This window comes from Celeribacter sp. SCSIO 80788, from assembly GCF_051054295.1.
Taxonomy (GTDB): Bacteria; Pseudomonadota; Alphaproteobacteria; order Rhodobacterales; family Rhodobacteraceae; genus Celeribacter.
This window is the reverse complement of sequence record NZ_CP150483.1, coordinates 153,425-166,584: the sequence shown is the minus strand read 5'-3', so window position 1 is coordinate 166,584 and position 13,160 is coordinate 153,425. Positions and strand designations below refer to the sequence as shown.

The window sequence follows — 13,160 nt, the reverse complement described above, 5'->3', positions numbered from 1 at the left end:
GATGTGCACACAGTTAAAGGAAGGACACCACGGCGATCACGAAGAGCGCGAGGAACAGCGTCTCGGCAACGATCATCGCAATGGCCGTGCCCCCCACCGACAACATGTTGCGCGGAGAGGTCTTGATCCCGACTGCTGCGATGGCAATCAAAAGCGCCCAGCCCGAGAGCTCCGTCAGGATGGCCTGAACCACCGCCGGGATCAGCCCGAGCGAATTGAGCAGTGCCAAGGCGGCAAAGCCCAGCAGGAAGGCAGGCAGAACCTGCGGGCGTTTCGTCTCGCCCGACCGGATCGTTGCCCGCACGCGCAGGGCAAGCAAAAGCACCACCGGCGCCAACATCGACACCCGGATCAGTTTGACCAGAACGGCGATTTCACCGGCCTCATCGGACAGGGAAAACCCCGCGCCGACCACCTGCGCCACATCATGGATCGACGCGCCTAGGAACACGCCGGCGATATTGGCGTCAAAACCCATCATGTTGGACAGGATCGGATAGAGGATCATCGCCAGCGTCGACAACACGGTCACGCCCAGAACGGTGAAGGTCAGGTCGCGTTCATCGTCTTCGCGCGCGGGCAGAACCGCCGCGATTGCCATGGCCGCAGAGGCCCCGCAAATCGCCACGGACCCGCCGGTCAACAGACCGAAATCCGTCTCCCGACCGAGCAGGCGCGCCAAAAGCACGCCGAACCCGATGGTCAGGAACACACCCGCGATGACGCAGGCGATGATCCCCGGCCCCAGATCGCGCAGCATGTCCCAGCTCACGCGCACGCCCAAAAGCGCCACGCCGACCCGAAGCACCGAGCGCGCCGTGAACTGCACCCCGGCATGGGTGCGCGGGTCATCGGCCAGAAAATTCATCGCGATGCCGAGCAACAGCGCCATCAACATCGCGGGCGCGCCGTAATGTTCCGACAGGAACTTGGCCGCCAAAGCGACCAGTGCCGAGACCAGAATGCCCTTTATATTGTCCCGGATTACTGCCGGAATTCGGGGCGCTTTCAACGCGGTTCCGTCCTGCATCTCTCAGCCCTTTGCCGTCACAGCGGTCAGTCCGGCCTCAAGATCCGCGATCAGATCCTCGGCATGTTCCAGCCCGGCATGGAACCGCACGATCTGCGCCTCCTCCGGCAGGCCCTGAAGCGACGGGCGGCTGCGTTCCGGGGCAATCGGCATGGCAAGGCTTTCGAAGCCGCCCCAACTGCTGCCGACGCCGAAAAGTTGCAGATTGTCGAGCAGCGCTTCGGTGTCGATCCCCGGGGCAAAGACCACGCTCAAAAGCCCGTTGGAGCCGGACGCATCGCGTTTCCAGATCTCATGACCGGGATGGCCCGGAAGACCCGGATGCAACACGCGCAACACTTCGGGGCGTGCGTCCAGCCATGCGGCCAATGCCAGCGCATTCTGTTCATGGCGCTCAAGGCGCAGCGCCAGCGTCCGCATCCCGCGCAGAGTGGCATAGGCTTCGTCAGGGGCCAAAGACTGCCCACTCAGGTGCGTCGCTTTACGCACAAGGGCGGCGGCCTCACCCCGTGCACTCACGCTGCCCATCATCACATCGGCATGACCGCCGAGATATTTCGTCCCAGCGATGATCGAGACGTCACAGCCAAGGGCAAGCGGCTGGCACAGCCAGCCAGAGCCATAGGTGTTGTCCGCCACAACAACCAACCCCGCCGCATGAGCGCTTGCGCAGAGCGCCGGCAGGTCCATGACCTCATAGGTCTGCGAGCCGGGCGTTTCGACGAAGACAAGCCGTGTATTGTCACGGATGTAAGGTGTCAGATCGGTGGTCGCAGCTGGATAAAGATCATAGCTCACGCCGAACTCGGCCAGCACCTTATCGCAATAGGTCCGCGTCGCGCCAAAGATCGTCTCGACGAGCAAAAGATGATCGCCCGGACGCACCAGCGCCATAAGTGCTGCGGCAATCGCCGCCACCCCGGTCGGGTAGAGCCATGCGCCCTCCCCGCCTTCGAGATCGGCAATCGCCTCCATCAGCGCATGCGCCGTGGTGGTGCCGCGACGGCCATAAGACAAGACACTGTCATCGGTCTCGCGTGCGGCTTTCGTGGCGCGATAACTTGCAACTGTATCGTGCAGAATGGTCGAGGCACGCACCACAGGCGGGTTCGCCGGACCGGGCCGCGACGGTTGCCCGTAGTGACAAAGTTTCGTTTCGCGTTTCATGTCAAAGCGCCTCCAGTTCGGTCGCCACAAGGGGATCGAGTGCCGCGCGTTCCTGCGCGTCGAGCTGCCCCAGCAAATTCAATTCCCACGCCAGATACTGCCGCGCGGCTTCGAGATTGTCGTCATGGCGGTCATGGACGAAGAACAGGAAGTCGATGCACTCCTCTTCCGCCGGGATATAAGGCGTTTCGACCACGTCTAGCCCGGCTTCAGCCCAGATCTTCGCATCGCCGACCGATGCGGTCAGCTCCGTCGCACCCAGCTCCGCCAGACGCTGCATCACCCCGGCGACAAGATCGGCACGATCCCCGATCACAAGCACCGGCCCTTCGGCATCCTCGGCCGTCAGTCGCGCGCGGGTCACCCAGCGGGCGCCCTCGACATGGGCCTTGCGGTAGGACATGCCACGGGAGGCGTCGTAAACCTTCGTCCCTGCAGCCAAGGCCGCCACAATCGCGGAACTGTCCACACTCTGCGGCAGATTGACCTCGGTCTGCGCTTCAGCGCCATGTTCCGTGCCCTGACGTGCGTCAGCGGCCAAGAGATAGACCTCATGCCCCATCCCCATGAGCCAGACCGCCATGCTTGCCGCCCGCACCCCGAGATCGTCGCTCAGGACCACACGGGCATGACGCGTGGCGAAAAACTCGTCTGTGGCCTGCACAAGCTGTCCCCCCGGCGCATGGCGCGCGCCGCTCCAATGCGCTGCGAGATATTCCGCCTCGGTCCGCACATCGAACAGGTAGGTGGTGCGCGACGTGTCGGCACGCATGGCGTCAAACGCGTCGGCATCGAGGGTTTTCAACCCGAAGCGTGCGATCAGATCGGCGGCACGATCCGCAGCGCGTTGCGCGCCCGCCGGGCTCAGATCCGGCTGTTCCGTCGGCGTCTCGCCATGGCGCAGATCGAACCCCGCAAGGCGCCAGCCCTGCGTGCCGTTGCGCAATGCGAACACCGGATTTTTCAGCCCGAGATTGCGCAGCGATTGCGCCCCGATGATCGACCGGGTCCGCCCGGCACAGTTGATGACGATCGGGGTGTCTTCATCCGCCACGAGTTCCGGCAAGCGATAGGGCAATTCCGCATTCGGGCAAGACAGCGCCCCCGGCAGGGACATCTTGTGAAACTCGCGCGGCGACCGCCCGTCGAGCACAACAAGCGGGGTCTTGGCCGCCTGCATCGCGCGCAATTCTTCTGCGGAAACGGAAGGCGTGTCACAGGCATGTTCGACCAGTTCGCCAAAGCTCTTGGACAGCACATTCACGCCTTTGAACAACGTGTAGCCCGCAGCCACCCAGCCCGGCGCACCGCCTTCGAGCACCCGCAGGTTGTCATAGCCCATCTCCGCCATCCGCGCGGCCACCAGATCGGCCACACCGTCGCCGTCATCCATCAGAAAACACAGCGTCTGCCGACGCGGCACCAGCACTGGGGCACGGGTTTCGATCTGGCTGTAGGGCGCGTTTACAGAGAAAAACGGATGGCCTTCGCCATATTGCCCGTGTTCGCGCACATCGAGAAAGGCGTATTCCTCCGGCCCCGAAAGTTGCGACTTAAGGGCCTGAGGGGTGATCGTTTCAATCGACATAATATATTCCTGTTCAGGTGCGGGTTTTGACGCCAACAGCCATGATTTTGTATGTGTTTGTCTCAAGATCGAACGCCTTGCGCTCGGTCAGGGTCTCCAGCGGACGACCGTAGAAATGCAGGTGACGGATCACCTGATCGCCACGAATTTCAACACTGTGGATGTCGTCAGGCATGAGGCCCACGGAGGTGCCGGGGCGGATTTCGACAACCTCGCGCACGGCCAGTTCGGCGTGCCCTTCCTGGCTCTCATCGTCCAGACGGTCGTAGAGCGTGTTGTGCTCACTGCCTTCGACCGCCGCGACACAGGCCCAGGTGGTGTGATCGTGCGGCGGGATCTTTTTGCCCGCGCGCATGACGTTCAGGTACAGCGTGATCCCCGTGTCGCTTTCTGCGCCGATGAGATAGCGCGCCTGACGCTCCTCCCCTTCGGGCGGCGCATAGGACGGATCGGTCCAGAAGGCGGTCTCAGAGGCCAGATCCTCGACGGACTGACGAATACCCGCCAAAAGGTTGCGGTCGAGTGCAGCTGTGTCGAGACGGCTGCGGGTCTCGGAAATCAGGCTGTCTACGGCCTTTTTGCGGGCGGCACCCAGAGCGGCCGGATCGGAATGTGTCGACATGTGAAGTCTCCCTAAAGGATAGTGAAAAGTGTGAAAGGACAGCGGGTCAGTGCCCCATGCTGCGAGACACGCGGATGGAGCGCAGGGCCCGCAGTCCGCGCAGGGCCGGTGCCACCCACATAAGCGCGGCGGCGAGCAACATGACGGCGCTGATCGGATGCGCGACTGGATCGAGGAACACGAACCAATTCCCGCGCGAGATCGACAGTGCGTTGGAGATCGAGGCCTCCATCTGCGCGCCCAGGACCAGACCGAGGATGGCAGGCCCGAGCGGAATTTGTGCCACCTTCATGAGATAGGCGACCACACCGGCGCCAAGCGCGACCCAGATGTTGAACAGGTTGTTGCCGTCCGAATAGGCACCCAGCAGGCACAACAGGATAATGATCCCGACCATGACGTTTTTCGGAATGGCAAAGATCGCCCGCGACACGGTGCGGATCACCACATAGGCCGCAGGTCCCATGATGATGTTGCAGGCCAGAAACGCCACCATCACCATCCAGGCGATGTCCGCATGTTGCGTGAACAAAAGCGGCCCCGGCACCAGACCGTGCAGCGCCATCGCCCCGATGAACAGCGCGGAGGTGGAGTTGCCCGGAATGCCCAACGACAACAGTGGCACCATGGAACTCGCGGTCACCGCATTGTTGGCAGATTCAGGAGCGGCGATACCCTCTGGCGCGCCCTCGTCCCATTTTGCCTCTCCCGGGCGGCCTTCGAAATGTTTGCGGAACCGACGACCGGCCTGATCATAGGCGATGTAGATTGCCATCAGCATACCAGCGCCCGGCAGGACACCGATGAAATTGCCAATCGCGGCACTGGTACACCATGTCGGCAGAAGACGCCGGATCATCCCGCGCCCAAGACGCATGGAGCCGATCTCCGGCAATTGTTCGCTTTCTTTCTGCGTACGCTGTTCCTCCGCCTGTTCGCGCAAAAGATCGAACACTGCGGCAACCCCGAACAGGCCGACGAGCAACGGCACGAAGGGCAGGCCTTCGATCAGGTTCATGCTGCCGAACGTATAGCGTGGCGATCCCGTGACCTGGCTGAAACCGATGGTCGAAATCAGGAGGCCGATGCAAGCAGAGACCACGCCTTTAAGCACATTGCCGGACAACAACCCGACAACGCTTGAGAGCCCGAGAATGGTGAGCGCCGCGTTTTCGACATAGCCGAAGCGCAGCGCGACATTGGCCAGAACCGGCGCAAAGACCAGAAGGACAAGCGCCGACAGCACCCCACCCACGACCGAGGACACCATGGCAATGGACAGCGCCTGTCCGGCCTGTCCTTTACGGGCCATGGCATTGCCGTTGATCGTCGTCAAAAGCGCCGAGGCCGTGCCCGGAACCCGGATCATAATGGCAGGAATGGCCCCCCCTGCGGCGGCGGCACAATAAACGCCGACCATGAGCGCAAGCGCCTGTTCTGCGGGCAGACTGAAGGAAAACGGAATAAATACCGCGAAGGCGATATTGTCGTTCACCCCGGGAATAGAGCCGACGACCAGCCCGGCAAAAACGCCGATGGTCAACATCATCAGCACGGCCGGCTGCAAGAGTTCGGAAAAACCGAGTGCGATCTGATCCATGATTAGACCCCAGGAGCGATGAAGGAAAGGAAGGAGTCGGGCAAGTGCACGTTCAACACCACGACAAAGAGAGCGAAGAGCACGAGTGTGATGCCGACGGAGAGGATGATCCCATGACCAAGGCGCCGCATCCCCGCAAGCCAGAGCATCGCGAGCACCAGCAAACTGGTCGCAATCACAAAGCCAAGACCAAAGGCCAGAGCCAGCCCCCAGAGCACAATCGCACCGACCGCCTTCGCGATCACCCCGAACTCATGCAGCGGCAGAGTGCTATGCTTGTCCCCGCGCAAGGCGCGCAGAGCAATGCTCGCGCCACACAGGGCAATGATAACCGATACAATCAGTGGGAAATTGCGGGCGCTCGGATCGAACCCCAACGCCATCAGGGCGGCCCCTCCCCCGAGCAGGAAGAGGAAAGCCCCGGTCACGACATTGGTGTCGCTCAAGGCGCGGATAAATAAAGAGGATGCGGGTTTAGGGGACATAAGGACCTCAGGAATTTTTGAAGTGATCCCACCCGCGACAGGGAAAGCGCAGGTGGGACCGGAACAGGCAGGATCGCCTGCAGGGGAAACCGGTTACTGCCCCAGACCGTTGTCTTCGATGATCGGCACCACCAGATCGGAGTAGGAGGAGATGATCGTCTGGAACTCGGCGGCGTCGCGATAGATCGGATCAAACCCGCCATCGACCATTTTCTGTTTATAGGTCTCGTCTTCGAAAACCTTTTTCAGCAGATCGGACAGAAAGGCGACGTCCTCGTCCGGCGTGTCGGCCGGCACGGCCCAGCCCCGGAACGTAGCCCACATCGGCACGTTCAGACCCGCTTCCTCAAAAGTGGGGACATCCGGGAATTTCGGATCGCGCACATCGGAGGCCACGGCCAGAAGTCGCACGCTGCCCGCTTCGGCATGAACCATCGCTTCGCCCATCGGCCAGAATGCCCCGTCGGCATGACCGCCAACGACGGCCTGAAGCTGTTCACCAAATCCTTTGGCCGGTACATAGTTGAACTCAAGTCCCGCAGCGGAGGTCAAAGCAAGGCCTGCCATGTGATGGGACGTCCCGATGCCGGCCACAACCATGTTGAGCGGGGCTTCTTTGGTCGCCGCCACGAAATCGTCGATGGTTTTGAACTCGGAATTGGCCGGAACAGCAATCACCTCGGGATCGAGATTATAGGCCGCGACCGGTTTGAAATCGGTGATGGCATAAGGCGCACCCTTGAGCTGCGGGTTGGTCACGACCGAGCTGGTCATGGCCAGAACGGTATAGCCATCGGGCTTGCCGCGCGCGACGTAGCTCTGGCCGACAACTCCGCCGCCACCGGCGCGGTTCGACACGACAACTTCGACACCATCGAGGAAGGTGTTGGCGCTTTCCGCCAAAAGGCGCGAGGTCACATCGACGCTGCCGCCCGGCGCGAAGGGCACCACGAGGTCGATGTCTTTCGTCGGATAGTCCTGCGCGGCGACAGCCGTGGCAAGACCACTGCCCAAAAGAGCGCCGAGAACGAGGGATTTGAACATAGGGTTTTCTCCTGTTGGTAAGGGCCATCTTTTGTGAGGCCTTGGTGAGTGCCAGTCGGGAAGCGCCGGAACGGTCCGCCCCTCCCCGACGACTTTGATCAGAGCGCCGCCGTCACGATGAACTCGACAAGATGCTCGGGTGTGGCAAGTTTCGCTTCGCCACAGGCGCGTGCCGGTGGGTTTTCCGGATCGATCCAGGCGTCATAAACGGCGTTCATCGCGGCAAAATCGGCCATGTCGGCCAACCAAACGATGACCTGCAAGGCCTTGGATTTGTCGCTACCGGCCTCGGCCAGAAGCGCATCGACTTTCGCAAGCGCTTCCTTGGTCTGGTGCGCCACATCGGTGCCCGGGGTCGCAACCTGCCCGGCAAGATATACAGTGCCGTTGTGAATGCTGGCCTGGCTCATGCGCGGGCCGGGGTGAAGGCGGGTGATGGTCATAAGTATCTCCGTTCAGGATGGGTGGGTTATTCGATGTCGTCGCGCAAACGCGGACGCCAGATTTTGCGCAGAGTTTTGAGGTTGCATCCGGGGATGAAACGCAGGATCAAAAGCGCGCAGACGATGAGGAAGGCGAGGCTGAGCGGTCGATCCACGAAGGTCATGGGATCACCTCGGCCCAAGAGCAGCGCACGGCGCAGGTGTTGCTCCATCAACGGCCCCAGCACAAAGCCCAAAAGCAAGGGCGCGGTGGGAAAGTTGAATAGCGTCAGCACATAGCCCACGACGCCACATCCGAGCATGATGTAGATGTCGAAGATGTTGTTGCGGATGCTGTAAACGCCCACGCAAACGAGCACGATCATGATCGGATAGAGAATGCGCGGCGGGATCGACAACATCCGCACCCAGATCCCGATCAGCGGAATGTTGAGGATCAAAAGCATCACGTTGCCGATCCAGAAACTGGCCACGAGGCCCCAGAACATCGGTGCGTGACCGGAAATGAAATCCGGGCCCGGCGTGATGCCATGGATCATCAGCGCTCCGATCAGAACCGCCATCACCACGTCTCCCGGCACGCCCAGCGTCAGCGTCGGAATAAAGGCGGTCTGCACGGAGGCGTTGTTTGCCGCCTCAGGCGCGGAAATGCCCTCGATCATGCCGGTGCCGAATTTCTCTGGCGTCTTCGACACCTGCGTTTCGGCGGCGTAGGCCAGATAGGACGCAAGTGCAGGCCCCGCCCCCGGCATCGCTCCGATGACAGAGCCGATGCTGGCCCCGCGCACGGCGGGAAACACGGTGCGTTTCAACTCCGCACGCGTCGGCATCATGTCGCGCAGACGCACGGTGTTGGCCTTGAGCGTCACCGGCCCCGAGCCTGCAAAGCTCGACAAGATTTCCGAGACACCGAACAGCCCCATGGACAGCGCCACGATGCTGATCCCCTCGGCCAGATTGAGATCGCCAAAGGTGAAGCGATACTGCCCGGTATATTTGTCCGTGCCGATCATGCTGAGAGCCAGCCCCGCGATCACCATGACAAAGCCCTTGACCGGCGAGCCGACCGACAGGGTCGACGCGGCCACCAGCCCCAGAAGCATCACAGAGAAATATTCCGCAGAAGAAAAATTCATCGCGAAATCCGAAATCACGGGCGCCAGAGCGATCACCAGGATGATTGCGAAACTGCCGCCGAAGAACGAGGTCAGCGTGGTGATCAACAGCGCCTGCCCCGCCTTGCCCTGCTGGGTCATAGGATAGCCGTCGAGACAGGTCACCGCCGCCGTCGCCGTGCCAGGAATGTTCAACAGGATCGAGGCGGTCGAACTGCCGTATTGCGCGCCGTAGAAAATCCCGGCGAGCATGATCAACGCCGTGGTCGGATCGAGATAGTAGGTCAGCGGCAGGCAAAGCGAGATGGCCGCCAGTGGACCGAGACCGGGCAAAACACCCACGAAGGTCCCGATGGTCACGCCGAGAAAGCAGAAGAGAAGGTTCGACGGTGACAGCGTGGAGCCGAACCCCATCGCAAGATTAGAGAGGGTTTCCATCGCGATCACCACCAGAAGAGTTTAAAGGGCAATTTGAAGCCGTAGATGAAGAACACCGCGCTGAACCCCGCCATACAGGCGATCACGATCAGCGAGGATTTCCATTTGACCGGGCGATAGGCCAGTGTCGTGCAGAGCATCAGCAACACGGTGGCGATGACAAAGCCAAGCCGCTCGACCGTCAGCGCCCAGATCAGCACGCCCGCGACGACCAGAAGGATCGGGCTGAGCGGTGAGGGCACGAAATCGATGTCCCCGGCTTTCAGTTCCACGATGGCGGCGACGAGACCGCAGAGCATCAGGACGGCGCCGATGATAAAGGGCATCAATCCGGGGCCGATCTGGCGCAGGCTACCCAAACCGTAGCGATAGGACACCACAGCCAAGGCCAGCCCCACCAGAGCAAAACCAGCGCCCAGCCCGGCACCGATCCAGCGGATGGCCCGGCTCTTTTCAATCCCTGTTGACATGTTGTTTCTTTCTGTGTGCTGAACCGGGGTGGCTTGGTGCCTTTTGGTACCTCCGGTCCGTGATGTGTCAGTCGTTTTTCAGGTCTTCGTCGGGGTCGCCTGCATCAGATCGTATTCGAACAGACGCCCGGCACCGATGTTCACTGTGTTGATGTTTGCTGCGCGAAACGCCCGCCAAAGCGTGGCGGAATTTGATGAAATCACCGGAAGGTTCAATTCGGTTTCCATCCGGTTGATCCGCTCGATCACTTCGAGGTTGGTGCAACTGATAAACACCACATCGGCGTCTGCGATCTCTTCGCGCGCAGCCATGACCAGACGTTCGACATCGGCGGAGCCCAGTGCCCGGATCTCCTCAGACCGAGCACAGCGAAAACTCGACAGCCCGGCCAGTTCGAAGCCTTCCCGCTCGAGAAAGGCAATCTCCGCCGCATTGATCTCATCGGGATAGGGCGTCACCAGAAACACCCGTCGCGCATTGACCGCCTTGAGTGCATCCACCACGGCACGCGAGGTCGTATAGCTCTCTACGCCGGTCCTTTGCGTGACCTCGTCGGCCAAATCGTCGATGGCGCTTTCTTCACCAAGAAAGCTACCGCTGGTGCAGGCACACATGATCACGGCAGGGTCGATGCCGGACAAAAGCTGGGCTTGATCGCCCACCCGGCTCATCATATCCACCAGCGACTCTTTGGTCAGAGCCGCCCCATCGCGCGGGAGGCGGGAAAAATGGCAGCTCATCCCATGCGGAATAAAATGCAGGAACTCGGCTTCACAGGCGACATTGCGCTCCGGGATGAGAAAGCCCAGTCGGGTGCTCGCTCGTGCCTGTTTCCTGGCTTTTATTTGCATTTCGAAACCTCCTGAAATCGTCATGGGATTAGTCACACGCTCCGGTGTTTCCGGGCTGTATTCGCCCCCCGGAACGTGTGAAGGATTATTTGTTCGCTTCTGTGGCCGCTGCCAGCGCCACCATTTCAGCCCAGTTGTTGAGTTCGGAGGCGACAAAGTCGTGGAACTCGGCGGGCGAACTTCCGACCGGCACGGAGCCCAGATCGGCGTTGCGCGCAACAACATCCGGATCTTCGAGCGCCAGCACCGCCGCGTCGTAGAGTTTCGTCACGATCTCATCCGGCGTGCCGGCCGGAACAAAGAGGCCCTGCCAGGAAATCGCGACGATGTCTTGTCCCAACTCCTTGAACGTCGGCACATCCGGCAACAGCGGGTTGCGCTCCGGCGCTGTCACCGCAATCGGGCGTGCTGCCCCGTTCTTTGTCGCCGTGATGGATTCCGGCAGATTGTTGATCGCGATCATCACCTGCCCTGCAGCCAGCGCATTGTTGACCTCGGCCCCGCTGTCATAGGGCACGTTGATCATATCGAGGCCATAGCGGTTCTTGATCAGTTCAAAGGTCAGGTAAGGCGAGTTTCCAACGCCCGGCGTGGCGTAAATCTCGCCCGGGTTGTCTTTCAGATAGGTGACGAGATCGTCCATCGTCTGCGCTTCGAAATCGTTCTGAACCAAAAGCACGTTGGGCTGTTGGATCAGTTGGGTGACGGGCGTGAAATCTTCCAGCACATCATAGGGGATCGTGTCCTTGTAAAACGCGGCGGCGATGCCTTGGCTTGCCACATTCCCCATCAGAATGGTGTATCCGTCGGGCTCCGCATTGGCGACCAGCGCGCTGCCGACCGTACCGCCAGCACCGGGGCGGTTTTCGACAACCACAGGCTGGCCCAGGGCCTCGGACATCGGTTCGGCCAGAAGCCGCGCGATGATATCGGCGGCGCCCCCCGGCGACCACGGCACGACCAGCGTGATCGGGCGTTTCGGGTAATCGTCCTGCGCCTGTGCGGGCGCATTGGCCGTCACAAGGGCGGTCGCCGCAAGGGCAAACCCCAGCAGGCTGTGTTTCCAGTTGAACATGGTGAGTTTCTCTCTGTTGGTGGTTTGTTGTTTTGATATTGTTTTTATTGGTCTTTTGGCTGATGAGGCCGAAGCGACCCATCAGGTGGGCGGCGCATCCGGGGCGGGCACCTCGTCCCACTCCAGAGCGACAAAAGCGATGCGATCCCCGGTGTGAACCACCGGATCCTTGCGCACCCCGATCATGAAGACGTCCTGTTCCATCGCGGGTTCAGACAGGGCCGCGCCGGTGAGGGTGGAGATCTTGCCAATCGGCGTGCCCGCTTTCAACAGCGTGGCCGGCATCACCCCGGTGCGAAACAACCCACCCTCATGGGTCATCACATGGGTCCGGCGTGTCACCCGGCGCAGGGTCTTGGCCGGGGCGTGTTCGGAGGGCGGCAAAAGCCCCATCTCGCCCGCCACGCCGCGCAAACCGCGCTTGGCCAGCGCCACGCACTCCGGGTTGGTCTCCGACCCTGCGCCCAGCTCGACCATGAAGGCCGGTTTGCCGAGCGCCAGCATCTGATAATCAATCGCGCCGGGGATATTGCCCGGCAACTCCCCCGCCCCGGGCGCCACATTCATGCGACAGGCCACATTGGGATGAAAATGCCGGATCAGGGAAAAGAGCCTCTCTTCGCCAATCCCACTTTCGGGGTGAAGTTTGTAGACCGCATAGGGCGCGGAATGGAACAGATGCGTCATCGTATGCATCGAGATCAACACATCGGCATGGGCCGCAGCCGCTTTGAAATAGGCCGCCGACAGTTGTTCGGTGATCTGGCCATTCACATTGCCCGGAAAGGTCTGATCGAGATCGAGCCCGTCCTGCGGCGCGGCTTTGCTGCGCGCATCGAGCGCCAGAGGGTTCGCCGTCGGTGCAAAAACCACAGAGCCCGCCAGCTCTGCCAGATCGAGCTCGGCGATAAAATCAAGCGCCCCCCAGATACCGTTGATCTCATTGCCATGCACCTGACCGCAAATCCAGAGACACGGGCCGGGTTTGGCGCCTTTCGCGATCAGGAAAGGTTGGGCAATCTCGGCACCGCTGGCAAAGCTGCCCACACGAATACGGCCACGGGTGATTGAGCCTGCGGGGGCCTGTGCGAAAGCCGCGTCGAACGGCAAGTCGGTGAACGTATCAGTCATGATCCCGGGTCGGTCCTCTCGGTTGGGCATGCCGAGTAGTCCTGCACATCGTGCAGATATTTCCACGGCAGAGGCCGTGCGAAACATGGGACCTGTCGGC

At 61.3% G+C, this 13,160-nt stretch carries 13 protein-coding genes; all 13 read right to left on the bottom strand.

The features are described 5' to 3' along the window. Positions 1 to 13 precede the first annotated feature (13 nt). Complete coding sequence (locus V1471_RS19540) at positions 14 to 1,030, bottom strand: YeiH family protein (protein ID WP_434291195.1); 1,017 nt, start codon at positions 1,028 to 1,030, stop codon at positions 14 to 16. A 3-nt stretch (positions 1,031 to 1,033) separates the two neighbouring features. After that, positions 1,034 to 2,197: a cystathionine beta-lyase gene (metC, locus tag V1471_RS19535; RefSeq protein ID WP_434291193.1), complete on the bottom strand. Its 1,164-nt coding sequence runs from the start codon at positions 2,195 to 2,197 to the stop codon at positions 1,034 to 1,036. A 1-nt stretch (position 2,198) separates the two neighbouring features. After that, positions 2,199 to 3,785: a rhodanese-like domain-containing protein gene (locus tag V1471_RS19530; RefSeq protein WP_434291191.1), complete on the bottom strand. Its 1,587-nt coding sequence runs from the start codon at positions 3,783 to 3,785 to the stop codon at positions 2,199 to 2,201. A gap of 13 nt (positions 3,786 to 3,798) precedes the next feature. Further along, on the bottom strand, positions 3,799 to 4,407 hold the full coding sequence (locus V1471_RS19525) for a hypothetical protein (protein ID WP_434291189.1): 609 nt from the start codon (positions 4,405 to 4,407) through the stop codon (positions 3,799 to 3,801). 46 nt (positions 4,408 to 4,453) lie between these two features. After that, on the bottom strand, positions 4,454 to 6,007 hold the full coding sequence (locus tag V1471_RS19520; protein WP_434291187.1) for a tripartite tricarboxylate transporter permease: 1,554 nt from the start codon (positions 6,005 to 6,007) through the stop codon (positions 4,454 to 4,456). Between the two features lie 2 nt (positions 6,008 to 6,009). Further along, positions 6,010 to 6,492 carry a tripartite tricarboxylate transporter TctB family protein gene (locus V1471_RS19515; protein ID WP_434291185.1) on the bottom strand — a complete coding sequence of 161 codons (483 nt, stop codon included), beginning with the start codon at positions 6,490 to 6,492 and terminating at the stop codon, positions 6,010 to 6,012. A gap of 93 nt (positions 6,493 to 6,585) precedes the next feature. Next, entirely contained in the window at positions 6,586 to 7,536 is a 951-nt protein-coding gene (locus tag V1471_RS19510; protein WP_434291184.1) for a Bug family tripartite tricarboxylate transporter substrate binding protein, read from the bottom strand. Positions 7,537 to 7,634: 98 nt separating this feature from the next. Then, on the bottom strand, positions 7,635 to 7,979 hold the full coding sequence (locus tag V1471_RS19505) for a RidA family protein (RefSeq protein ID WP_434291182.1): 345 nt from the start codon (positions 7,977 to 7,979) through the stop codon (positions 7,635 to 7,637). A gap of 26 nt (positions 7,980 to 8,005) precedes the next feature. Next, positions 8,006 to 9,532, bottom strand: a complete 1,527-nt coding sequence (locus V1471_RS19500) for a tripartite tricarboxylate transporter permease (RefSeq protein ID WP_434291180.1) — start codon at positions 9,530 to 9,532, stop codon at positions 8,006 to 8,008. Between the two features lie 5 nt (positions 9,533 to 9,537). Continuing rightward, positions 9,538 to 10,002 carry a tripartite tricarboxylate transporter TctB family protein gene (locus tag V1471_RS19495; RefSeq protein WP_417264032.1) on the bottom strand — a complete coding sequence of 155 codons (465 nt, stop codon included), beginning with the start codon at positions 10,000 to 10,002 and terminating at the stop codon, positions 9,538 to 9,540. 78 nt (positions 10,003 to 10,080) lie between these two features. After that, on the bottom strand, positions 10,081 to 10,854 hold the full coding sequence (locus tag V1471_RS19490; RefSeq protein WP_434291177.1) for a maleate cis-trans isomerase family protein: 774 nt from the start codon (positions 10,852 to 10,854) through the stop codon (positions 10,081 to 10,083). Between the two features lie 85 nt (positions 10,855 to 10,939). After that, positions 10,940 to 11,929, bottom strand: coding sequence for a Bug family tripartite tricarboxylate transporter substrate binding protein (locus tag V1471_RS19485; RefSeq protein ID WP_434291175.1), 990 nt, complete (start codon positions 11,927 to 11,929; stop codon positions 10,940 to 10,942). Between the two features lie 81 nt (positions 11,930 to 12,010). After that, positions 12,011 to 13,060: a M14 family metallopeptidase gene (locus V1471_RS19480; protein WP_434291173.1), complete on the bottom strand. Its 1,050-nt coding sequence runs from the start codon at positions 13,058 to 13,060 to the stop codon at positions 12,011 to 12,013. Positions 13,061 to 13,160: the final 100 nt, after the last annotated feature.